Consider the following 22,375-nt stretch of genomic DNA (forward strand, 5'->3'; position numbering starts at 1 on the left):
TTAATTATGTCTGAGAAGAAGAAAAAGGTGGTTATAAATAAGGTAGCCCAGAAAAAACTTTTTGAAAAAGGTAAAAAAGAAGGGACTGTTACACTTATGGATATCATGGAAGCATTTCAGGATAGCGAAATAGATAAGGACGTAGCAGAAAATCTTTATGAAACACTAGGGAGTCTTGGGATAGAGGTTGTCGATGGAAAAGAAGCTAAGGCAAACATAGATTTAACTGAACCCGACGATTTAGACATTAAGTCAATTGACAAAGAAGAAAAACCAGAAGAGGAAGAATCTGATGGAAAGAAGAACAGCAAAACTGCTGAAATTGCTGTACCAAAAGGGGTTAGTATAGATGACCCTGTAAGAATGTATCTTAAGGAAATCGGTAAGATACCATTGTTAAAGCCACATGAAGAAGTCGAATACGCAAAGAGAATGGCTGAAGGCGATGAATATGCAAAGGAAAAGCTTATAGAGGCTAACCTTAGACTTGTTGTTAGTATTGCCAAGAGATATGTAGGTAGAGGAATGCTATTCCTAGACCTTATACAGGAAGGTAACCTAGGTCTTATAAAGGCTGTTGAGAAGTTTGACTACACAAAGGGCTATAAGTTTTCAACTTATGCAACATGGTGGATTAGACAGGCAATTACAAGAGCTATAGCAGACCAAGCTAGAACAATAAGAATACCTGTTCATATGGTTGAAACTATAAACAAGTTAATAAGAGTATCTAGACAGCTACTACAGCAGCTAGGAAGAGATCCAAAGCCTGAAGAAATTGCAAAAGAAATGAATATGACTGAAGAAAAGGTAAGAGAAATCATGAAGATTGCTCAGGATCCAGTTTCTCTTGAAACTCCAATAGGTGAGGAAGAAGATTCACATCTTGGAGATTTTATTCCAGATGAAGATGCTCCAGCACCAGCTGAAGCAGCAGCTTATTCACTACTTAGAGAACAGATAGCAGTAGTGCTTGAAACTCTAAATGAAAGAGAACAGAAGGTACTAAGACTAAGATTTGGTCTTGATGATGGAAAGACAAGAACACTTGAAGAAGTTGGTAAGGAGTTCGATGTTACAAGAGAAAGAATCAGACAGATAGAAGCAAAGGCTCTTAGAAAGTTAAGACATCCAAGCAGATCTAAGCTAGTAAGAGACTTTTTAGATTAAAAATATTAAATGTTTAGTCAGGTATATGCTTGTTTTGTTACAGGCATATACCTTTTTACAGTTAAAAACGATGGAGGAAATATGAAACTGACAAAGCGTTTGGAAAAAATAGCATCTTTAGTAAGTGAGGATATTGTCCTTGCAGATGTTGGGACTGATCATGGTTATATACCTGTTTTTCTTTTAGAAAATAAAATAGTAAAAAGAGCCATTCTTTCAGATATAAATAAAGGTCCCTTAAATAATGCAAGAGAAGAAATTGAAAAAAGAAAACTTGAAGAATTCACAGAACTTAGGTTAGGTGGTGGAGTAAGTATTCTGCAAGCTAATGAAGTAGATGAGATTATTATTGCAGGTATGGGTGGCATACTTATTTCTGAGATTATTAGAGATGGATTTGAAGTATGTAAAGCAGCAGGCAAATTGATACTTCAACCTATGCAGGCTCCAGAAGAGCTTAGAAAATATCTTTATGAAAATAATTTCGAAATTATTGATGAACATATAGTCAATGAAGATTTTAGAATATATGAAATAATAGAAGCGAGATATAGTGACAAAACAATCGATGATGTAGATGAAATATATTACGAATTTCCTAAAAAATTGGTTGAAAGAAAAGATCCTCTTATGAAGGAACTTATTATAAAAAAAATAAATCAATGTCAATCAATACTAGAAAAAATAGGAAATGTTCAAGGAGAAGCTATAGAGTCAAGGAGAAATGAAGTTCGTGAAAGAATAGATGCTTTAGAAGTTCTTATAGATAAAATGGAGGATTAGCAATGATTTTAAATGATATTTTAAAAACTGTAGAAAGTAAGTATCCTTTATCACTTCAATACAATTGGGATAACTCTGGGTTAAATATTGGAGACGAAGATCAAGAAGTAAAAAAAATAATGCTTACTTTAGATGTAACTGAAAAAACAGTAGACGAAGCAATTGAAAAAAATGTAGACCTTATAATTTCACATCATCCTTTCTTGTTTAGTAAGATAAATAAAGTTAACAAGAAAGATATAAAGGGAAAGCTTATATATAAGTTAATAAGTAATTCAATATCTGTTTATTGTATGCATACAAGCTATGACTTGGCATTCGACGGCTTAAATGATTATTTTATGAAACTTATTGATGCGAAAACAGAAGAAATTTTAGATGTAGAAGGTAGATTAGATTCTTATTTGGAAGGTAGAAACTATGGTTTAGGAAGAACAGGTAAACTAAATCAAGCGATGAAAATAGAGGATTTTATAAATCATTTAAAAGAAAAGTTGAAAATTCAACATTTAAGATATGTTGGTCAAGATAATATAGAAATAAGTACAATTGCAGTGGTAACAGGAGCCGGAGCAGAATTTTTTCAAAAGGCTAAAGATATAGGGATAGATTTGCTTGTAACAGGTGATATGAAATATCATCAAGCAATGGACGCAATGGAGATTAATATGCCAGTAGTTGATTGTGGTCATTATGGAAGCGAGCATATATTTGCAGACTCACTTATTGATTTCTTAGAAAGTAATTTAAGTGAAGTTGATGTTATAAAAAGTGAAAATATAGTAAATCCTTTTAAAGAAATATAATATTATAATAGAATATTTTTATATTAGCTATAAATAATATCTCTTTACTAATTAAAATAAAAAACAAAGCTAGTTTTAAGATTTTAAATCTTTTAATAAAATGAGAGATGTTTTATTAGAAAAAAATTATTGGGAAAAATATTGAAAATAGAAAAAACTTTATGTTTTTATATGAAAAGTGTTGACAAGCTGATATATATATAATATTATAGACACATAATAATTAATCCATTGAAGAGAAAGAGTAGCTTACGAAATTCTTTTATAGAGAGTCGATGATGGTGGAATATCGGCAAAGTAGAGTGAGTGAATGGGTCTCAGAGGAGTGAATCGAAATAATAGTAGACTTCACCGTGGGCTGCACGTTATAGCGGATAGGGAATCATGTCGTTCCTGAATTAGAGATGTACAACTGTATTTTATTATAGTTTTATAGTTGTATAAATTAGGTGGCAACGCGAATTGATACTTCGTCCTATATATAGGGCGGAGTTTTTTTATACCCAATTATTTCTCGATGTTGATAATTATTATAAGGCAGTAGTCAATAATATTTAAAAAAAACGGAGGAATTAAAATGAGAAATTCAAAGACTAAGAAGATGATTTTAAACGCAATTTTATTGGGGATAGGACTTATTTTACATCAAATATTTCCTGCAATTGGCGGAGGTATAACACCTGATATATCTTTAGTAATGCTATTCTGTATTATGGTAATAAACAAAGATGATTACAAATCTTGTTTGCTAGCAGGTATTGTTGCAGGTTTATTTGCAGCCATGACAACAAAGTTCCCAGGAGGACAGATTCCAAACGTAATAGACAAATTTGTTACAGTAAATGTTATGTATCTTGTAATGAAGCTTCTGTTCTTAAATCCATTTATTGAAAAGTTGGAAAAAAAGGGAAATCAGATTGTAATAGTAGTTATGACATTTATAGGAACGATAGTAAGTGGTTTAGTGTTCTTATCTACAGCATCAATAGTAGTTGGATTACCAGCAGGATTAACTCAGTTATTTGTTGCAGTAGTATTGCCAGCAACAGTAATTAATATTATAACAGCTGTGATTCTTTATAATATAATAGCTGTATCTCTAAAAAGAACAAGCTATCAAATTGGATAAGTAAAAGATCTTCCCAATACTTTTTAGATGAAGCGGAGTTTCTTTATTAGAAGTATTAATATAGGAAATAGTTATAAAACTCCAACTTGATTTTGTAGCTAAGTTGAAGTCAAAGAAATTTTAAATAATAATATAATAATTTTAAGTAAATAATATCGCTAGTGCGATTTTATAAAATATAATATATAAAAAGCTTACCTAAAAACAGAGCAGGATTACCTGCTTTGTTTTATTTTTAAAAATTAATTGTTTCAATAGAGTTATTATATAATTCACTTTAAAAATAAAAGTTAAGTTATAAGCTTTAGAAGAAAAATAGGATTACCAAGTTTAAAAAGTTATTGATTTGAAAAATTACATATACTAATTTTGTAAAATAAAAAGAGAGCAGATTATGTCTGCTCTCAGGTGCTTAGTAACCGTACAAGTAATTTTTTATATTTATTTAAAAGAGAAATATAACTATGAGAAACTATTTATATGAAGAGGAAAAGTCATGAAAACAACTTTAAAATATAAATAGTAAAAAAATCTAAGCACCTATTTAAAGTTTATTATAGTAGAAAATTATTTTTTAGTCAATAGCTATATTAAGAAAGTTTGAAATTTACAGTTAACTTTAATTATAAATATATATTATTGATATTTCATAAAAAAGCTGCATTTATAAAATACTAGTATAAAAGGCATACCCTAAGGGTATGCCTTTTTATTTTAATATTTAGCTAAACATATAAATATGTTTCCAAATTAATGTCCTATTAGGAAACTATTATTAAACATCTTATTCATAGGATGTCCTAATCTGTTTATAGGTCCCTTGAATAAAATACTTGCGACCAAAGGTATAATCATAAAGATTAAAAGCGCACGAATATCATGCATTAGGTTTGGAAGATAAATTCCTCCAATTGCCTCTCTACAAGCATCTATACCATAAGTAAATGGTATGACACTATTGATTGCCTTAAAGAAGTCTGGAGTCATTTGTATAGGGAAGGTACCGCCGGATCCACCAATCTGAATTACCAGAAGGAATACGCAGAGACCTTTTCCCACCGTTCCAAATAAAGACACCAGAGAGTAAATAATAATAGTAAACACAATACTGCAGAACACCAGTATAGCCCCAAAAAGGAAAGCATGTTTAGCTGTGATCCCTAATATAAAGAAATCACCAAGCGTAATAATTACTGATTGTATTATTGCTAGAGTAAGGAATAATAAAAGTCTTCCGAAGTATTCGTCGACAGCTCTATTTTTTCCTCTGACTTTTGTTGAAAGAACGGCTACAAGTACAAGACCACCAACCCATGCAGCAAGAACGCTGTAGAAAGGTGCCATCGCAGAACCGTAATTTTCTATCTTATAAATCTTATTTTCTTTAAGACTTACAGGATCTTTCAAGAAGTCGACTCTATCTAATATATTCGATTTGACTACATTATTAAAGTCTTTAAAGTCCTTATTATTTTGAATTTCATCAATATTTTCTATAGAATCTTTAACTTGTTCTTTAAGAAGTCTAATAGAATCCTGTGTAAGAGCTGTAGTTGATTTCAAGGTATTTGTAACAGATGTTGCATCTGAAAGCAGAGCATTAATATTAGGGTATATTCTATTAGCATCGTCCATTACCTTATTTAAATCATTTGTTACATTTACAGAACTTTTGTGTATCTTATTTACAGGATCCGCAATCTTAGTATCAAAATCTGATAGCAAGTCAGCAACTCGCCTATTTACAGAATCTGATAGATTTACTATCTTGCTAAGTGAATCAGTTGACATATCATGTCCTGATTCTAACAATCTTAAAGAATCTGAAGTTGTATTGTTTAAATCTTCTAATGTTTTTATAATATCTTTTAAAGAAGAAATTGTTACGTTTAGTAAAGCTGAATTTCTTCTATTTATACTAGTTAAAACATCAACCATTCCTTCTAGCATATTGATTGAACTAACTGTTTTTGATTTCATTCTCAACATAAGGGCAGTTGCATCTTCATTTACAATAGTACCCTTATCTGAAACTGTATTTGCAAGGTCAGCTGTTTGACCTAAAATATCACTAGTAAGCTCTAAATCCTTTTTCAAATCTGGAACTACATTGTTAAATGAGCTATTGGCATCATTAAGAGTAGTTTTTATATCCGAATTTAGTTTTTTAGAGTCGTTTATAGTAGTTTGTATATTAGGCATTGTTTTTTTAGATGTATCAAGAGTTTTACTTAGGTCGTTTAAAGTTTTATCTCCTGTCCTTGAAAGTTTATCTAAATTATCAAGCTGTTGATCAAGACGAGTAAGAGTTTTCTTCATCTTATCAAGTTTAGGGTCCATATCTCCCATAACATTTGCAACTCCACCAAGTGCACTCAAGGATACCTTGCTGACTGTTTCCACCAGAGCTTCATTTATTTTCTGTTGGATTGTATCAGCACCCTTGTCGGTTATCTTTGGTGCTATGGCATTAAGCTTTTCATTTACAGTATAGTCAATAGTTGCTTTTTTTACATCTTCCTTAGTAACAGAAACTAAGTCCTTACTAAAATCCTTAGGTATGAGAATTATGGCGTAATATTCACCTGATTTTAATCCTGTTTCAGCTCTTTGCTTACTTACGAATTGCCAATCGAGGGCTGCATTTTCCTTTAAATTATCGACAACCTTATCTCCAAGTTTGAGACTTTGATTTTTGAACTCAGTTCCAACGTCTTGATTTACAATGGCAACTTTAAGATATTTTGCATTTCCGTATGGATCCCAGAATGCCTTTATGTTAAACCATGCGTATAAAGAAGGAACTATTGTCAGTCCTAAAATAATTACTAGAACAGCAGTATTTCTCAATATTTCCATTACATCTCTTTTATAGATATTAAAAACAATTCTAGGGTCTAGAAGATATTTTTCTTTCCAACTTTTAGGATCGAATTTAAATCGTCTTCTTTTAGAATTTTTTATTCTAGACCTAAATCTATTGTTATGATGTTTTGTAGTGTTTGTGTCTTTATCTTTATCTATATTTTCTTCGTTATTTCCTTTGGTATTTAAAGTTTCGTTCTTTTCGACATTATTATTATCAATTCTGTCATCTTTTTTCATCGCATCACCTTCAAATATATTTTTTTGCATTTAGAAAAATTAATTTTATTTTTCTAAAATAAAATAATAATTAATCTTATCACTACCTATAAGATTATATTATAAGTTAGCATTAAAGTAAAGTAAAAGAAATTAGAATTCTTTTCTATTTAGAAATAATAGATAAATAAGAAATATAAATAAAAAATAATAATCTTCTATACTTTAAAGAAGAAAAAATTCCTCTAGCTACTTAAATATCTACTATATTTAAAATAACTTATATACTAATATGGTAACATATCTATCTTGAAAAAAAAATACTAAAATATTGATTAAATGATAAAAGATAGACTATAATGATAAGGAAAGAAAAAATTTAGGAGGTGCAAAATATGTATAATTTTGAATTTCAAGTAGACACAAAAGTTTTATTCGGTGAAGGTCAGATAAAACTTTTAGGTAAGGAGATAGCAAAGTATACTAAAAAGCTACTACTAGTATATGGTGGAGGGAGCATAAAGAGAAATGGTATTTATGATTCTGTAATCGAACAGTTAGAAAGCAATAATATAGAATACTTTGAGCTTGCAAATGTAGACCCAAATCCAAGAATAGAGTCTGTGAGAGAGGGCGTTAAATTATGTAAGGAACATTCAATTGGAGGAGTATTGGCAATTGGTGGCGGTAGCTCTATAGATTGTTCTAAAGTAATATCAGCAGGAGCGCTTTATGATGGGGATCCTTGGGACTTGGTACTTGATGCATCTCTTGTGACAAAATCACTACCTGTATTTACAGTCTTAACACTTGCAGCAACAGGTTCTGAGATGAATGGAAACGCAGTTATATCAAATATGTTAACTAATGAAAAGCTAGGAACTCGTGGCAAATGTTTAGTACCAAGAGTTTCTGTTTTAGATCCAACATATACTTATACTGTGCCTAAAAAACATACTGCAGCAGGTACAGCAGATATTTTAAGTCATACATTTGAAAACTACTTTACTAATGTAGAAGGTGGATATATGCATGCTAGAATGGCTGAAGCAATTTTGAAAACTTGTTTTCATTATGGACCAATTGCATGTGAACAAGGAGATAACTATGAAGCTAGAGCAAATCTTATGTGGGCATCTAGCTGGGCTATAAATGGTTTAATATCAGAAGGTGCTGCTAATAACTGGTCAGTTCATGCAATGGAACATGAGCTAAGTGCTTTTTATGATGTAACACATGGAGAAGGATTAGCTGTCTTAACACCGCATTGGATGAGATATGTATTAAATAAAGATACTGTAGACAAATTTGTTGAATACGGAGTAAATGTTTGGGGAATAGATTCATCAAAAGATAAGTTTGAAATAGCTAATGAAGCTATAGACAAGACAGAAGAATTCTTTGTAAAGGAACTTAATATACCAGCAAATCTTAGAGAACTAGGAATAGGAAGAGAAAACTTTGAAAAGATGGCTAAAAAGGCTGTAAAGGGAAGTTCTATTAAGGGATTTGTTGAGCTTAAAGCAGAAGATGTTGAAAAGATATATGAAAGTGCATTATAATTTATAAAAAGCTTTTACAATTAATTAGAATAGATACTATATTTTTAATATAGGTATAAAATCTTTAAAAAGGCTTGACAATTAATAAATATCATATATACTTGTATGTATAAGTTAAGTAATTAAATAAAAGATAGAGGAGCGAGGATTATCAGTAACTGTTTTCATGGATTAAAGCGTCCACAGTGAAAGGAGTTTTCGCCGAAGCGTATAATTAGCTTTATAATTATATTTGCTGGGGGTGCGTAGAATATGCGTATCACTGTCACAAGCGTAATCTTGTGTTGGGCTATCATGAGTGTGCAAATGTATGCCTCGGAGCCCTGTTCCGAGGCATTTAATTTTGAATCTGCTATTTGGTTCAAAGTAGTTGGCCCCCATAGTTGGATCTATCTGACAAAGATTTTTTATTTATTACTAAATATAAAACAATGAGGAGGGTTCTATAATGAACAGAAGAAGTTTTAAGGTAGCGTTAACAACGCTAATGTTATTTGCTATGACGGCTGTGCCAATATTTGCAGAAGATATTGACAAGATTGCACAGGCAAATGCTCAAAAGTTTGGTATTATTACTATTATTCCGCCACTATTGGCAATCGTACTTGCATTTATTACAAAGAATGTTGTAATATCTTTGTTTTTAGGTGTAATGTCTGGTACATTTATATTACAAATGACAACTAATCAGAATGTATTATCATCTTTGATATTATCTTTCCTTGATTTTATACAAAGAGCGCTTAATTCCTTGGCAGATCCATGGAATGCGGGTATAATTTTACAGGTATTATGTATAGGTGGTGTTATTAACCTAGTTGGGAAAATGGGTGGTGCAAAGGCTATAGCTGAAGCACTTGCAAATAAGGCTAACTCTTCAAAGAGTGCACAGATAATTTCTTGGTTATTAGGGATACTTGTATTCTTTGATGACTATGCAAACTCATTGATAGTTGGACCTATAATGAGACCAGTATTTGATAAGATGAATATTTCAAGAGAAAAGCTTGCATTCGTAATAGATGCAACAGCAGCTCCTATAGCAGGACTTGCAATTATATCTACTTGGATAGGCTTGGAAGTAGGATTAATCCATGAAGCATTTAGTAGTATAGGGGTAAATGTAGATGCTTTTGGTATTTTCCTTAGAACAATACCTTTTAGATTTTACAATATATTGATATTGGTGTTTGTTTTATTAAGTGCATTAATGGTAAGAGAATTTGGACCAATGAGAAAGGCTGAATATGTATCTTTTAGAAAAGATAATATAACAACTGATGAATTAGATCAGGGTGTTGAAGAATTAGATGATATGGCACCAAAGGATGGAGTAAAGTTAAGTATATGGAATGCAATTATTCCAATAGGTGTTTTGATAATTACTGCTTTAATGTCTTTCTATTACAGTGGACACAAGGCAATAATGGCTGGAGACGATGCAGCTTTAATAGCAGCTGTAAGTGCAAGTCCATTTTCATTTGATACAATAAGAGAGTGTTTCTCTGCATCTGATGCATCTGTGGCATTATTCCAGTCTGCATTATTTGCTTCTATAGTAGCTATTCTTATGGCAAAGTTTAAGAAGATATATACAATATCAGAATCAATAGAAGTTTGGATAGATGGTATGAAGACTTTAATGATAACAGGTGTTATATTAATACTTGCATGGTCATTAAGTTCAGTTATAAAAGAAGTTGGAACTGCTAAGTTCTTAATTCATTATTTATCTGGATCAATTCCAGCATTCTTGTTACCAAGCATAATATTTGTTCTTGGTGCTATAATTTCATTCTCAACAGGTACTGCTTATGGTACTATGGGAATATTGATGCCGCTTGCTATACCACTTGCGCATTCAATATCACCTGATATGGGATATGTAGTAGTTTCTACATCAGCTGTACTTACTGGAGCTATATTTGGAGACCATTGTTCACCAATATCAGATACAACTATATTATCATCAATGGGTGCAGGTTGTAATCATATAGACCACGTAAAGACTCAGATGCCATATTCATTGTTTATTGCAGCTATTACAGTTGTATTTGGATACATACCAGCAGGATTTGGTTTACCAGTAGTAATAGTGCTTCCAGTTGCTATAATAGCAGTTGCTCTAGGACTTAGAATTATAGGAAAGAGAACTGATGTTAGAGATGAAGCTTTTGAAGCTAAGTTGAGCAAGGATGGAATTCACTTCTAATTTTTAAGGTAGCTAGAGTATTTCTCAAATAAAGAAATACTACATATAAATATTTTCACAATTATAAAGGCGAATAGTATGCTGAAAAACAGTTGCTATTCGCCTTTTTACTATATAAATTTATTTTTTAATCAGATTTGAATCCTATACCAAGTCTTTATGCTTAAGCAAAAATTCTTTCATGGCTTGTGTAAGCAAGTCACTTTTTTTATGACTTGTATTTTCACATAGTCTGCTAAAGTCGTCCCATGTACTTTCATCAACTACAGAGCTAATTCTTTTTTTACTTTTTATAATATCGTCCTCTACTTCAATAGAAGACTGTTTAAATTGCGTATTTGCTTCAATTATATCCAAATCCTTCACTTGAAGATACCAATCATAAACTTCACACAATTTATCCATATCTTCTTGTGTAATATTTACTTTTGAATTTCGCCCTTTTACTGTTCTTTTAGTAGAGCTTGTCTTTTTACTTTTAGGGTTAGAAGATTTTGTAGTTGATTTTTTAGGAGCTTTAACACTACTTTTCTTTGCTGATGTTTTGCTGCTTTTTTTAGTAGTAGTTTTACTTGCTGTTTTAGAAGTTGTTTTCTTGTTTTTACTTACGGTAGCAGATTTTTGCGACTTTTTCTTTTCTAGAGATTCCTTACTGCTATTTTTACTTGATGTGCTTTTTCTTTTCTTAGAAGTGCTTTTCCTTTTTTCGTCTTCTGGAAGAAGTTCCTCAAAAGCAACTTGTGTGTCTGCCATATTTCTTCTCCTTACTTTAATAATGTTATAGAAAGTATTATATCATAGTTGATAGAAAGTGTAAAAATAATGACTTCATTTAATAAAAGAAATTTAATTTTTTTATATTGTAAAACATCTGAAATAATAATTATATTGTAACAATAAATAATTGAAATAAAAACTTAATATGTGGTATTATATTATATGTAGTAGGTTTTAATATTACTACATACCGTATTTGAAAATATATTTTAATATGCGTATTGAATTGAATAAGGAGATGATTGAATGAAAGTATTGATAGTTGAAGATAATAAGACACTTCAAGAAGATATGAAGAAAGAGCTATCTAAAAACTTTGATATAGAAACTTGTTTTGATGGTGAGGAAGGGTTATACCTAATATCTCAGGGCATATATGACCTTGTAATATTGGATTTAATGCTTCCTGGTATGGATGGCATAACTATATTAAAGGAAGTAAGAAAAGCTGGTATAGACACTCCTATACTTATTTTAACAGCTAAGGAATCTCTTGACGATAAGATGGAGGCGTTTACATTAGGTGCCAATGATTACCTAACAAAGCCTTTTTATATGGATGAATTAGTTGCCAGAGTTTTTGCAATTCTTAGAACAAATGGAAGAATAAAAGATAATAAATATCTTGAGTTTAAAGATTTGAAAATAGATTCTGAAAAGAATACAGTATATGTAAATGGGGAAGAATTAGAGCTTCAAAATAAGCAGTTTAAATTGCTAGAGTACTTTGTTCTAAACAAGGGATCTATTCTTTTGAAAGAACAGATTTATGATAGAATTTGGGGAATAGATTCAGATGCGACTATTGAAATAGTAGAAGTTTATGTAAGTAATTTGAGAAAGAAACTTTCTAAGTTTGGATATGATAAATTTATTAAGACAAAGAGAAAGGTCGGATATATATTAGATGATAAACAATAATGTATTTATCAAGACTAAGAAAAGATTGATTATTAATATAATGCTTGTCGTTGAAATATTTATGATACTTATGAGTTTTTTTATTTACAACTACTTCAAGTTGAGTATCTATAACACAATTGACAGGTCTTTATTAGATGAATTTCATTTTGTAAATAATCAGTTCAATAGAGAGTCGATAATGGAGCCTATTGTTCTTCAGGATCCTAAAGATATAGTTTATATATATGAAGGAAATAAGATAATATATTATACTCAAAACAGATACTTCAATGGCTCTGTTCCAGTTAACAACGAACATGGAAGCTTTTTTGAAAGATATAATGGCTACAATTTTAGAACTGTTGTTGTCAAGTATGAAAATCATACATTTAGAATAATGAGAAATATTGATTCTGAAGAAGAGAGTTTAAGTCATATGCTTGTTCTCTTGATTACCGCAGATTTCTTTTCTTTGTTGCTGGTGTATGTAATAGCCAAGTATCTTGCAACTAAGGCTCTAAAGCCTATAGAAGCCTCTTGGAGCAACCAAGTAAAATTTGTACAAGATGCCTCACATGAACTTAGGACACCTGTATCTATTATACAGTCTAAGTTGGAGAGTCTTTTAAAAACACCTAGTTCTACTATTGAAGAAGAAGCAGAGACGGTAGCTGTTGCAATGAGAGAAACTAGACAATTAAAGAAGATGATTTCAGAACTTTTATCTCTTACAAAGGAAGAATCAATAGTATCTATTAATAACAGCTCTTTTGATATAGAAGAGTTATTTAAGGAGATATTTGAAAGCTATCACGAAATTGCTGAGTATCAAGAGAAGAAGTTTATATGTAATGTAAATATGAAAAATAAGGTAATATGTACAGATAGCAATAAGCTTACCCATCTTGTTAGAATATTAGTGGATAATGCATTTAAATATACTAATAAGGGAGATACTATAAAGATAGAAGCAGTTGAAAAGGGTAGAGAGAAGATCAATGTTATTGTTTCAGATTCTGGAATAGGAATAGCTCCTGAAGATCAAAAACATATTTTTGAGAGGTTTTTTAGAAGTAGTTTAGTAAGAGCAACGGAAATAGAAGGATCGGGTATAGGTCTATCTATTGCAGCTCTAATAATTAATACTTTAGGTGGAAGCATTAAGGTAAAATCTAAGCTTGGAGAAGGTACGATGTTTATTATAGATCTACCGAGAGGAAAAGAAATAAAAAAGAAGAAAAAATAATTTATTTGATGTAAGTTTAAAAATATATATGCTGAAAGCAAGCAATATCAATAGAAAAACAAATATGTAATATTTTTTATTACTTTTTCACTAAAATGTGTTTGAAGAGTCTATAAAGAGGTATATATATAATATGTTAATACAAAATATATTATTAAATATAAAATGGAGGTAGTAAAATGGCAAAGGTAATAAATGCACAAGATTTCGCAAAGAATGTAAAGGAAAATAATGGAGTGGCAGTTGTAGACTTTTTCGCAACTTGGTGTGGACCATGTAATATGTTAGGACCAGTTTTCGCAGAATTTGCAGAAGAGAATAAGGATACAGCTTTCTGTGGTAAGGTTGATATAGACCAGAGTATGGAATTAGCTCAGGAATATGGAGTAAATACTGTTCCTACAGTTATCTTCTTTAAGAATGGTAAGGAAGTAGCTAGAGAAATAGGATTTATGCCAAAGGAAAAGTTAGTTTCTAACTTAAATTCTATTAAGTAAAATATAATATAAAATAAATTAAAGGACGAGGGTCAATCTGTCGTCCTTTTTTTTATTCAAAAATACAGAAAAATGAATCGAAAATACAAACGAAATGTTAATTGAAAATAAAAAAGTTTGTAAAAATTTAAAAAATATTTTTTTAACGTTGTTTTAAAATATAAAAAAAGAAGCTTAGTATTAAAGTTTTTCCGAAAAAAATATAGTAAACTTAAAAGAAATATTTAAAATTGAATTGGTGAAAGCCTTTTATTCAATTTGTCAAATATAGAGAAAAATGAATTGATAAAATAAAAAGTTTCAAAAAGTATTGTTAAAACACCAATAATATTGTATAATTAGTTGTAAATATGAATAATTTATTTTAAATGTGTTATTTTTAAATAATATATTACTTTTAAAGGATAAAATAGGGGAGGAAATTATGGCAATATTAGATGGATTTTACAATGTGGCAATGTCGATTAGTGATCTTCTTTGGTCGAAAGTGCTTATAATCTTATTGATAGGTATAGGTTTATTCTTTACAATTAAAACTGGATTTGTTCAGTTTAAATATTTTAAAGAACAATTTAAACTTCTAATTGATAAAGAAAGTATGAAAGATGCTAAATCGAAAGGTGCAATTTCATCATTTGGTGCATTCTGTATAAGTACTGCATCAAGAGTTGGAACAGGAAATATAGCAGGTATAGCAATAGCAATAGTAGGTGGAGGACCAGGAGCTATCTTATGGATGTGGTTAATAGCAATTATAGGTTCTGCTTCTGCTTTTGTTGAGGCAACTCTTGCTCAGATATTCAAGGTGCCAAATGGAACAGCATCTAAGGGTGGGCCTGCCTACTATATGGAACAGGGATTAAATGCAAGATGGTTAGGGATTATATTTGCAATTCTTATTACAGTTACTTATGGATTTGTATTTAATGCTGTTCAGGCAAATACAATGTCAATAGCTCTAAACAGTTCCTTTGGAATAAATAGAACAATATTCGGAATTGTTATAGCAGTTCTTACTGCTTTAGTAATATTCGGTGGTATTCAGAGAATATCTAAAGTTAGTGAAATTATAGTTCCAATATTCGCTCTATTATATATAATAGTTGCAATAGTTATTATGCTTATTAATATACCTGAAATACCAAGTATTATAAAAGCAATATTTGTAGGAGCTTTCGATCCAAAAGAGTTTGTAGCAGGAACTGGAGCTGGATTAATGACAACTATTCTTACTGGAGCGAAGAGAGGTCTATTCTCAAATGAAGCTGGTATGGGTTCAGCACCGAATGCTTCAGCAACAGCTGATGTTACACATCCAGTTGTTCAGGGATTAATACAGTCATTAGGAGTTTTTACAGATACAATTGTAATATGTACTTGTACAGCTTTTATGGTTTTATTATTCAGTGGATATGGCTCAAGTGCAAATGAAGGTATACTTCTTGCTCAGGAAGCACTTACTTTCCACCTTGGACCAATAGGTGGTATATTCTTATCAGTATGTATATTCTTATTTGCTTTCTCTTCAATAGTAGGTAACTATTATTACGGAGAGTCAAACATACAGTTTATGTGTGGAGAAAATAAGAAAAAAGAAAAGATTATACTTAATGTAACAAGAGCTTTAGTATGTGTATTTGTATTCTACGGTTCTCTTGTAAAGATGGAAACAGTTTGGAATTTTGCAGACTTATTTATGGCTTTAATGGCACTATTAAACTTAGTTGTAATTGTAATTTTAGGAAAGTATGCTTATGCTGCTCTTAATAATTACTCAGCTCAAAAGAAGCAGGGAATTGCAAAGCCTAAGTTCTACAAAAACACAATTCCTGAGTTAAAGGATGTTTTAAAGATGTGGCCTGAAGAAAAATAATAATAAATTTGTATATTATGGACATGGCTTTAGCCGTGTCCATTTATTATATAGTAAATAATCATTAAATATTTTACAAAATATTTAATGATTATTAAAAAGAGTTTCATAATTTGAAAAACTTGACTTTACTTAATTAGATAAAAAGTTTACAATATAAGAAAGAAACGCATAAGGGGTGATTAAATGAATTACATGGAAACTTATAAAAAATGGATTAATTCAGATTACTTTGATAAGGATACTAGGGCAGAACTTTTATCAATCAAGGATGATAAAAAGAAAATTGAAGATAGATTCTATCGAGATTTGGAGTTTGGAACAGCTGGACTAAGAGGTATTGTAGAAGCTGGAACAAATAGAATGAATATTTATACTGTCAGAAGAACTTCTTATGGGCTTGCAAAATATTTTTTAAAAAATTATAGTGATGCTAAAGATAGAGGCATAGCAATAGCTCACGATAATAGAAATATGTCTAGAGAATTCTGTATGGAAGCTGCTAAGACAATAGCTGCTGCAGGTATAAAGGTTTACTATTTTGATGATCTAAGAACAACTCCAATGTTATCATATACAGTAAGAAAGCTCAATTGTATAGGTGGTATAGTAATAACTGCTAGCCATAATCCACCAGAGTATAACGGATATAAGGTATATGGAGACAATGGCGCACAGATAATGCCAGATGTTGCAGATGATGTTTTAAAAGAAATAGAAAATATAAAAGAGTTAGATACTATACCGGAATTTAAAGATGAATATATGGATAGACTAATACTTTTAGATGAAGAAATAGATAATGATTTTTTAAGAGCAGTTGAAGAAAATACTATTAGAAAAGAATTGATAAAAGAATATGCAAAAGATTTTAAGATAATATATACGCCTCTTTGTGGAACAGGTAGAGTGCCAGTATTAAAAACATTAAAAGATAGTGGTTTTGAAAATGTAATAGTAGTTCCTGAGGAAGAAATGCCAGATCCTAATTTTGCTGGAATCAAAACTCCGAATCCAGAAGAAAGCCTTGCTCTTACAAGGGGGATTGAACTTTTAAAGGAAAATGATGCAGATATACTAATAGCTACAGATCCAGATTGTGACAGAGTGGGGGTTGCAGTTAAAAATTCAAAAGGTGAAATAGTCCTTCTTACTGGAAATCAAATAGGTGGTCTTTTAACAGATTATGTAATAAAAGGTCTAAAGGAAAAATCTAGACTTGCTGATAATGCTTGTATGATCAAAACTATTGTAACTTCAGAATTTGGTGCAGACATTGCTAGAGACTGTAAAGTAGATGTAATTAATATACTTACAGGTTTTAAATTTATTGGTGATAAGATGACTAAGTATGAAAAAGACGGTTCACATACATTTGTTTTAGGTTATGAGGAAAGTTATGGTTATCTGATAGGTAATCAATGTAGAGATAAAGATGCAGTAGTTGCAACTCTTATGATTTCAGAAATGGCGTTATATTATAGAAGTCAAGGGAAAACTCTTTATGAAGGATTAATAGATTTGTATGAAAAATATGGATATTATAGAGAAAAAACTAGTTCGATTTATCTTGAAGGTAAAGAAGGTAGCGAAAAAATCGAAGAGATAATGCAATATTTGAGAGAAAATAAATTTACAGAGGTACTTGGTGTCAGTGTAGTTAAATTTGAAGACTATAAAGAGGGTGTGTCTGGTTTTCCAAAGTCAAATGTAATAAAGTACTATTTAGATGATAAATCTTGGATAGCTTTTAGACCATCAGGAACAGAGCCTAAGATAAAGATATATATCGGAACATATGATGTTTCTGATAAAAAGGCTAGAGAAAGACTAGAAGAGTTAGGTAAATATATAGTAGGTTTAATTAAATCAATATAGTTTTTATAAATACATTTTTTCTAGAATTAAAAAAGAAGAAAGAATCTAATGTTTATTTAATAATATATTGATATATAAAAGAAAAGCATGATTTTTAAAGAACTGCCCTTATAATAGTGGGGGTAGTTCTTTATTTTTTTATCTCAATTAATTTGAAAACTAATAAATGCAAAATAAGAAACTTTATGATAGAATATAGATAAAAGGAGGCTTCATATGCAAAAAATTTGGCTAGTTTTAAAACCTTTGGTAAAACAGTTTAATGTTCCTGATTTATATTCAAGAACAGCAGAGATGGCATTTTATTTGACTATTTCCATATTTCCATCAATGATTTTTATAATCTGTGCAATGGCATATATACCTGATGTAAATCTTATACATATGCAGGCTTCACTAGCTCAGCTTATTCCAAATGAAGCCTTTATGATAGTGAAAGTGCTAATTGATTCCGCAGTTGAGAATAGAAGTGTTCACTTACTTTTATTTTCATTTATGTTAGCAACATGGACATTTTCAAAAGCTGTTAAGTCTATGATAAAAGGTCAAAATATGGCTTTTGAATTTGAAGAAAAAAGGTCGTTTTTAAGGTTGAATTTAATATGCATAGTATATGCAATAGGATTTTTTATAATAACTTTATTGTGTATAATATTTTTAGTTTATGGAGATAAACTTAGTATATTATTTAGAGAAGTAATAGGAGATTTTTTCATACTTAATGTCCTGTACAATATAGTTAGATATTTACTTCCAGTTTTAGCTATGACATATATATTTATTAACTTATTTACATTAGGACCATGTGGAGATTTAACTTTTAAGCAATGTATACCTGGAGCAATTACAACTACGATTTCTTGGTTGATATTTTCTCTTATATATTCATACTATGCAAACTATTTTTTCCAGTCGAAAGAAATTTATGGAAGTATTTCTTCTATAATAATATTACTTACATGGCTGTATTTTTGCGGTATGGCAATTACAATAGGATATAAATTAAATGCAATAATATATCATCAAGAGAAGGCTCGTAAAAAGTCTGAATCTAGGGTAGTATAAATAAAGGGGGGTGCTTAAGCGACACCCTTTTCTTTTATCAAGTATAAAAAATATATTTTTAACATTGATATATGGTATAATGGAAGAGTAACTTTTATAATGGAGGGGATTTACAAATTGGAAAAGAAGAAAATAAAGTACGAAGTATGTACATATTTTCCTAAAGAGTATGTAGTTTTCGACTTAGAGGCTACAGGAACAGCTGAGTTTAATTATATAATAGAGCTCAGTGCATTTAAGGTATCAAACGGAAAAATAATTGATGAATTCAGTACACTTATTAAACCTCCTAAGTATAGATTATTTAGCAAGAGAAAAAGAAGAGTTCAATCTCATTGCATTGAACATGGAAAAAAGATATATTATGTAGACAAGTTTATAGAAAATTTAACTGGAATAGATAATAATATGATACACAGCGCTGCTAAAGAGTCAGAGGTAATTGAAAATTTTTACGACTTTATAGGAGAAAATGTTTTAATTGGACATGGTACTGGGAACGATTTAAACCTTATAAACAGAGCTTTTAACAGAGTATTGAAAAAGGGTTTGGAAAATCAATATTTGGATACTTTTTTAATAGCCCTGTTTTTAGACGAAAAGGAATACTCTTTAGTGAATTTATGCAACAGATTTGAAATTGAAAATAATAACATACATAGAGCAAGATCTGACGCTTATAGAACTTTTTTATGCTATGAAAAGTTAGTTGAAGAGTTAAATGATAAATATAAAGATTCTTCTGCAAGTCAAGAGTTTGTAACATGGGAAAAGATTAGAAGAATTAAGCAGACTAAGATTTTGAAAAATAAAATGATGAGAAATATAAATAGAAATAACTGGTCTATAAATAAACAAGATATAAAAAGTATTGAGGACTTAAAAGAGACATTTGATAAAAAGAATATAACCTTGTCAAAAAAAATAAAGGAATCCGATTATAAGTTTATAACAGATGATCTTATTAAATATGGTAGCAAGTTTGTAAGTAAGCTTGGTATGAAAACAGATTACTATGTTACATCCGATGAAATAGCTCCTAACCAAATAAACTTAGAAAATAAAAAAGTAAGAAAAATAGTAAATATGAATGTTCGTGGAGATAATGTAAGAATATTAAAAAGTGAAGGTTTAATTGACGTTTTAAAAAATGGATACTATCAAAGTAACTGTTCAGATTCTATTAAATTCAATGAAATAGAATTTGAAAACAGGGTATTTTTTATTTATAATGACTTTTCAACGAAAACTAAGGAAGAAGTAATAAAGAAAATACAGGAAAAAGGTGGTATAATAAGTAGAAAACTTAATGCAAATGTCAATTATGTACTTGTGGGAGAAGGTAGAGATAGAGAGCTATTTCAAGAGTCAAAGGAATATGAAATATTATTGGTACTACTTGCATTTGGCTGTAACATATGGATATATAATGAAAATTATTATCTTAAACTTTTATCAAAGAAAGAAAAAAATATTAAAGTAGAAATAGCATCAAATGAAGAGAAATTGAGTGCTAAATAGCCAGTGGTTATAATATTAAATTTGATAATAAAATATGCCAGTAAATACGAGTATATATTTGATTTTAGCTCATATTTAAAGTATACTATAGTTAATGATACCATTGATTTTTAGATAGATTGTAAAGAAAGAAAGGTAGGCAATTTATTTGTCAATGGTAACTTTAATTATATTAAAGCACTAGATACAAAACTAGATATATTACCTAAGGAAGAAAGAGAAATATATTTTATTTATAGTCAGGAAGACCTTGAGAGCAAGGATTGTTGTAAATATGAATATGCATTAACAAAAGATTCTTTCTTGAGTGATATAGTTCTATTTCAAGGTTTAGAATATATCTTACTTTGTCAAGAATAGTTTTATAATTCATAAAGAAATTTTGAGAAAAGTATCTATTGTATTTAAGGCTTGAACAAAGTCTTTTCAAATGCTTAGCATTTATATTTTAAAAAGTAAATAAAATATTGCATAACTTTTTATTCTAGAATAAAAAGTTTAAAATAATGACTTATATTTTTCTTGAAAATAGTTAAAATGCAAGGCTGTAAAATTTACTTTAAACTTTAAAAATAGATAGAAAGTTGCAAGAAAACAAAACAATAATTCATTATGATTAGGTGATTGACATTTAATACCTTAGGTTGTATATTAGTTGATATAAAAAGATATTATTAATAAAAGTACTAATTTACTCTAGGAGGAAGAAATGAAAATAGAAACTTTTGGTAATCCCGATAAACCTGTTGCCTTGTTAGTGCACAGTATTTTTTATCCGGGTGTTACCAGCTACAAAACGATTTTACCATTACTAATGGAAAAATATTATGTGGTAATTCCTAATCTAAACGGTTTAACATATCCACACACAGATTTTGTGTCTACAAGGAAACAAGCTGATGAAATAATAAAATGGCTAAAAGACAATGAAATAACTGAAATTGCATTTCTTTTAGGATCATCATACGGTTCTTCAGTTGCCTTTGAGATACTTAAGGAACAGTGGTTGCAAATAGACAGAGCAGCATTGGATTCACCAGCTCTAAAAAGCAGTAAATTTTATGGCTTTTTATTTTACTGCGAACTGAAAAAGATGGTAAAAAAGATGAAGAAGATGGGTATGAATGCATTTAAAAATTCTGAGAAATATAGATATTTAGATAATAAAGAAGAAGAATATTGCTTAAAGGTGTATCAAGGAATGGATAAAAAGTCATTGAAGGACATTTCATACTCGTGTTATGACTATACTTTGCCATCTCAGCTTTACAGAAAAGGCACAAAGGTAAGATTCTTATTTGGAGAAAAAGATAAAGCGAAGATAAATCTTCCTGAGGTTAGAAATCTTAAATCTGGAGAAATAAGAATAGTAGAAGGTATGAGTCATATGCAGCTTATGTTCGAAGACCCTGTAGAGTTTTTACAAGAGTGCGGTCTTGATATAGTGTAGACTCTAAATTTATTTTAGGAGGCAGGATCATGAAAAAGTTATTATTAGGAGCAGCATTAGGTATTGCGGCAGGTGCAGTTGGTTATAAGCTATACAAAGAAAATGAAGAAGAAATAAAAGGCTTCATAGATGAACGTTTATCAGATTATGATGATGTAGATGTAGAAGATATTGATTTAGAGGATCTTGAAGATTTACGTGACTGTATCGACGATATGATCGATGCCAAACTTAAAGGCGGATTCCAGTACGATGATATTTCTTCTTGTGATGATGAGGACTGTTGTTGCAGTGATGATTGTTCTTGTGAAGAAGAAAAAAATTATGACGATGATTATATTTGCATAGTACACAATTCCGAAGAAGAAAAAGAAGATAGTGAAGATAATAAAGAAAAATAAAAAAATAGAAGGGGAATG

Annotated in this window: 17 protein-coding genes, 1 riboswitch and 1 other annotated feature; of the genes, 15 read left to right on the forward strand and 2 right to left on the reverse strand. The window is 30.0% G+C overall.

Going from position 1 to position 22,375, the window contains the following annotated elements; genetic code table 11:
- The first annotated feature begins 6 nt into the window (after window positions 1-6).
- From rpoD to BMY82_RS00930, 4 genes are all read left to right on the forward strand, one after another.
- On the forward strand, window positions 7-1,170 hold the full coding sequence (rpoD, locus tag BMY82_RS00915; RefSeq protein WP_091973390.1) for an RNA polymerase sigma factor RpoD: 1,164 nt from the start codon (window positions 7-9) through the stop codon (window positions 1,168-1,170).
- An 81-nt stretch (window positions 1,171-1,251) separates the two neighbouring features.
- Window positions 1,252-1,953, forward strand: coding sequence for a tRNA (adenine(22)-N(1))-methyltransferase (locus BMY82_RS00920; protein WP_091973393.1), 702 nt, complete (start codon window positions 1,252-1,254; stop codon window positions 1,951-1,953).
- 2 nt (window positions 1,954-1,955) lie between these two features.
- Entirely contained in the window at window positions 1,956-2,759 is an 804-nt protein-coding gene (locus BMY82_RS00925; RefSeq protein ID WP_091973412.1) for a Nif3-like dinuclear metal center hexameric protein, read from the forward strand.
- 222 nt (window positions 2,760-2,981) lie between these two features.
- Window positions 2,982-3,240, forward strand: a binding site (T-box leader).
- Between the two features lie 96 nt (window positions 3,241-3,336).
- Window positions 3,337-3,888, forward strand: coding sequence for a tryptophan transporter (locus tag BMY82_RS00930; RefSeq protein WP_091973415.1), 552 nt, complete (start codon window positions 3,337-3,339; stop codon window positions 3,886-3,888).
- A gap of 750 nt (window positions 3,889-4,638) precedes the next feature.
- Here BMY82_RS00930 and BMY82_RS00935 read toward each other — a convergent pair.
- Complete coding sequence (locus BMY82_RS00935) at window positions 4,639-6,993, reverse strand: YhgE/Pip domain-containing protein (RefSeq protein WP_180366691.1); 2,355 nt, start codon at window positions 6,991-6,993, stop codon at window positions 4,639-4,641.
- Between the two features lie 374 nt (window positions 6,994-7,367).
- Here BMY82_RS00935 and BMY82_RS00940 point away from each other — a divergent pair, with 374 nt between their 5' ends.
- Together BMY82_RS00940 and BMY82_RS00950 are read left to right on the forward strand one after the other, a co-directional pair.
- Window positions 7,368-8,534 (forward strand): iron-containing alcohol dehydrogenase, encoded by a 1,167-nt coding sequence (locus BMY82_RS00940; RefSeq protein ID WP_091973421.1) that lies wholly within the window; start codon window positions 7,368-7,370, stop codon window positions 8,532-8,534.
- Between the two features lie 126 nt (window positions 8,535-8,660).
- Window positions 8,661-8,834: riboswitch (Lysine riboswitch) on the forward strand.
- Between the two features lie 148 nt (window positions 8,835-8,982).
- A complete protein-coding gene (locus tag BMY82_RS00950; RefSeq protein ID WP_091973426.1) occupies window positions 8,983-10,746 on the forward strand; it encodes a Na+/H+ antiporter NhaC family protein in 1,764 nt (587 codons plus the stop codon).
- A gap of 144 nt (window positions 10,747-10,890) precedes the next feature.
- Here BMY82_RS00950 and BMY82_RS00955 read toward each other — a convergent pair whose 3' ends face one another.
- Window positions 10,891-11,499, reverse strand: a complete 609-nt coding sequence (locus BMY82_RS00955; protein ID WP_091973429.1) for a hypothetical protein — start codon at window positions 11,497-11,499, stop codon at window positions 10,891-10,893.
- 270 nt (window positions 11,500-11,769) lie between these two features.
- On the opposite strand from BMY82_RS00955, the gene BMY82_RS00960 reads away from it, so the two are divergent.
- The 9 genes from BMY82_RS00960 to BMY82_RS01000 all read left to right on the forward strand — a co-directional run bounded on the left by BMY82_RS00960 (window position 11,770) and on the right by BMY82_RS01000 (window position 22,357).
- Window positions 11,770-12,444, forward strand: coding sequence for a response regulator transcription factor (locus BMY82_RS00960; protein ID WP_091973432.1), 675 nt, complete (start codon window positions 11,770-11,772; stop codon window positions 12,442-12,444).
- Complete coding sequence (locus tag BMY82_RS00965; protein WP_091973435.1) at window positions 12,431-13,672, forward strand: sensor histidine kinase; 1,242 nt, start codon at window positions 12,431-12,433, stop codon at window positions 13,670-13,672. The genes BMY82_RS00960 and BMY82_RS00965 overlap by 14 nt, the downstream gene beginning before the upstream one ends.
- A gap of 179 nt (window positions 13,673-13,851) precedes the next feature.
- Window positions 13,852-14,169 carry a thioredoxin gene (gene trxA / locus BMY82_RS00970; RefSeq protein ID WP_091973438.1) on the forward strand — a complete coding sequence of 106 codons (318 nt, stop codon included), beginning with the start codon at window positions 13,852-13,854 and terminating at the stop codon, window positions 14,167-14,169.
- A 424-nt stretch (window positions 14,170-14,593) separates the two neighbouring features.
- The gene (locus BMY82_RS00975) at window positions 14,594-16,042 is read left to right on the forward strand and encodes an alanine/glycine:cation symporter family protein (RefSeq protein WP_091973441.1); all 1,449 of its coding nucleotides are present in this window, start codon (window positions 14,594-14,596) and stop codon (window positions 16,040-16,042) included.
- Between the two features lie 186 nt (window positions 16,043-16,228).
- Window positions 16,229-17,920 carry a phospho-sugar mutase gene (locus tag BMY82_RS00980; protein ID WP_091973444.1) on the forward strand — a complete coding sequence of 564 codons (1,692 nt, stop codon included), beginning with the start codon at window positions 16,229-16,231 and terminating at the stop codon, window positions 17,918-17,920.
- A gap of 216 nt (window positions 17,921-18,136) precedes the next feature.
- On the forward strand, window positions 18,137-18,985 hold the full coding sequence (locus BMY82_RS00985; RefSeq protein WP_091973447.1) for a YihY/virulence factor BrkB family protein: 849 nt from the start codon (window positions 18,137-18,139) through the stop codon (window positions 18,983-18,985).
- Window positions 18,986-19,102: 117 nt separating this feature from the next.
- A complete protein-coding gene (locus BMY82_RS00990) occupies window positions 19,103-20,506 on the forward strand; it encodes an exonuclease domain-containing protein (RefSeq protein ID WP_180366692.1) in 1,404 nt (467 codons plus the stop codon).
- A 709-nt stretch (window positions 20,507-21,215) separates the two neighbouring features.
- Complete coding sequence (locus BMY82_RS00995) at window positions 21,216-21,956, forward strand: alpha/beta fold hydrolase (protein ID WP_091973453.1); 741 nt, start codon at window positions 21,216-21,218, stop codon at window positions 21,954-21,956.
- A 29-nt stretch (window positions 21,957-21,985) separates the two neighbouring features.
- A complete protein-coding gene (locus BMY82_RS01000) occupies window positions 21,986-22,357 on the forward strand; it encodes a hypothetical protein (protein ID WP_091973456.1) in 372 nt (123 codons plus the stop codon).
- Window positions 22,358-22,375 lie beyond the last annotated feature (18 nt).

Origin of the sequence: Peptostreptococcus russellii, assembly GCF_900110295.1 — a bacterium.
Taxonomy (GTDB): Bacteria; Bacillota; Clostridia; order Peptostreptococcales; family Peptostreptococcaceae; genus Peptostreptococcus; species Peptostreptococcus russellii_A.

Excerpts from the sequence above, each read along its gene's own strand:
- rpoD (WP_091973390.1), top strand. The coding sequence starts at position 7 with ATGTCTGAGAAGAAGAAAAAGGTGGTTATAAATAAGGTAGCCCAGAAA.
- BMY82_RS00920 (WP_091973393.1), top strand. The coding sequence starts at position 1,252 with ATGAAACTGACAAAGCGTTTGGAAAAAATAGCATCTTTAGTAAGTGAG.
- BMY82_RS00925 (WP_091973412.1), top strand. The coding sequence starts at position 1,956 with ATGATTTTAAATGATATTTTAAAAACTGTAGAAAGTAAGTATCCTTTA.
- BMY82_RS00930 (WP_091973415.1), top strand. The coding sequence starts at position 3,337 with ATGAGAAATTCAAAGACTAAGAAGATGATTTTAAACGCAATTTTATTG.
- BMY82_RS00935 (WP_180366691.1), bottom strand. The coding sequence starts at position 6,993 with ATGAAAAAAGATGACAGAATTGATAATAATAATGTCGAAAAGAACGAA.
- BMY82_RS00940 (WP_091973421.1), top strand. The coding sequence starts at position 7,368 with ATGTATAATTTTGAATTTCAAGTAGACACAAAAGTTTTATTCGGTGAA.
- BMY82_RS00950 (WP_091973426.1), top strand. The coding sequence starts at position 8,983 with ATGAACAGAAGAAGTTTTAAGGTAGCGTTAACAACGCTAATGTTATTT.
- BMY82_RS00955 (WP_091973429.1), bottom strand. The coding sequence starts at position 11,499 with ATGGCAGACACACAAGTTGCTTTTGAGGAACTTCTTCCAGAAGACGAA.
- BMY82_RS00960 (WP_091973432.1), top strand. The coding sequence starts at position 11,770 with ATGAAAGTATTGATAGTTGAAGATAATAAGACACTTCAAGAAGATATG.
- BMY82_RS00965 (WP_091973435.1), top strand. The coding sequence starts at position 12,431 with ATGATAAACAATAATGTATTTATCAAGACTAAGAAAAGATTGATTATT.
- trxA (WP_091973438.1), top strand. The coding sequence starts at position 13,852 with ATGGCAAAGGTAATAAATGCACAAGATTTCGCAAAGAATGTAAAGGAA.
- BMY82_RS00975 (WP_091973441.1), top strand. The coding sequence starts at position 14,594 with ATGGCAATATTAGATGGATTTTACAATGTGGCAATGTCGATTAGTGAT.
- BMY82_RS00980 (WP_091973444.1), top strand. The coding sequence starts at position 16,229 with ATGAATTACATGGAAACTTATAAAAAATGGATTAATTCAGATTACTTT.
- BMY82_RS00985 (WP_091973447.1), top strand. The coding sequence starts at position 18,137 with ATGCAAAAAATTTGGCTAGTTTTAAAACCTTTGGTAAAACAGTTTAAT.
- BMY82_RS00995 (WP_091973453.1), top strand. The coding sequence starts at position 21,216 with ATGAAAATAGAAACTTTTGGTAATCCCGATAAACCTGTTGCCTTGTTA.
- BMY82_RS01000 (WP_091973456.1), top strand. The coding sequence starts at position 21,986 with ATGAAAAAGTTATTATTAGGAGCAGCATTAGGTATTGCGGCAGGTGCA.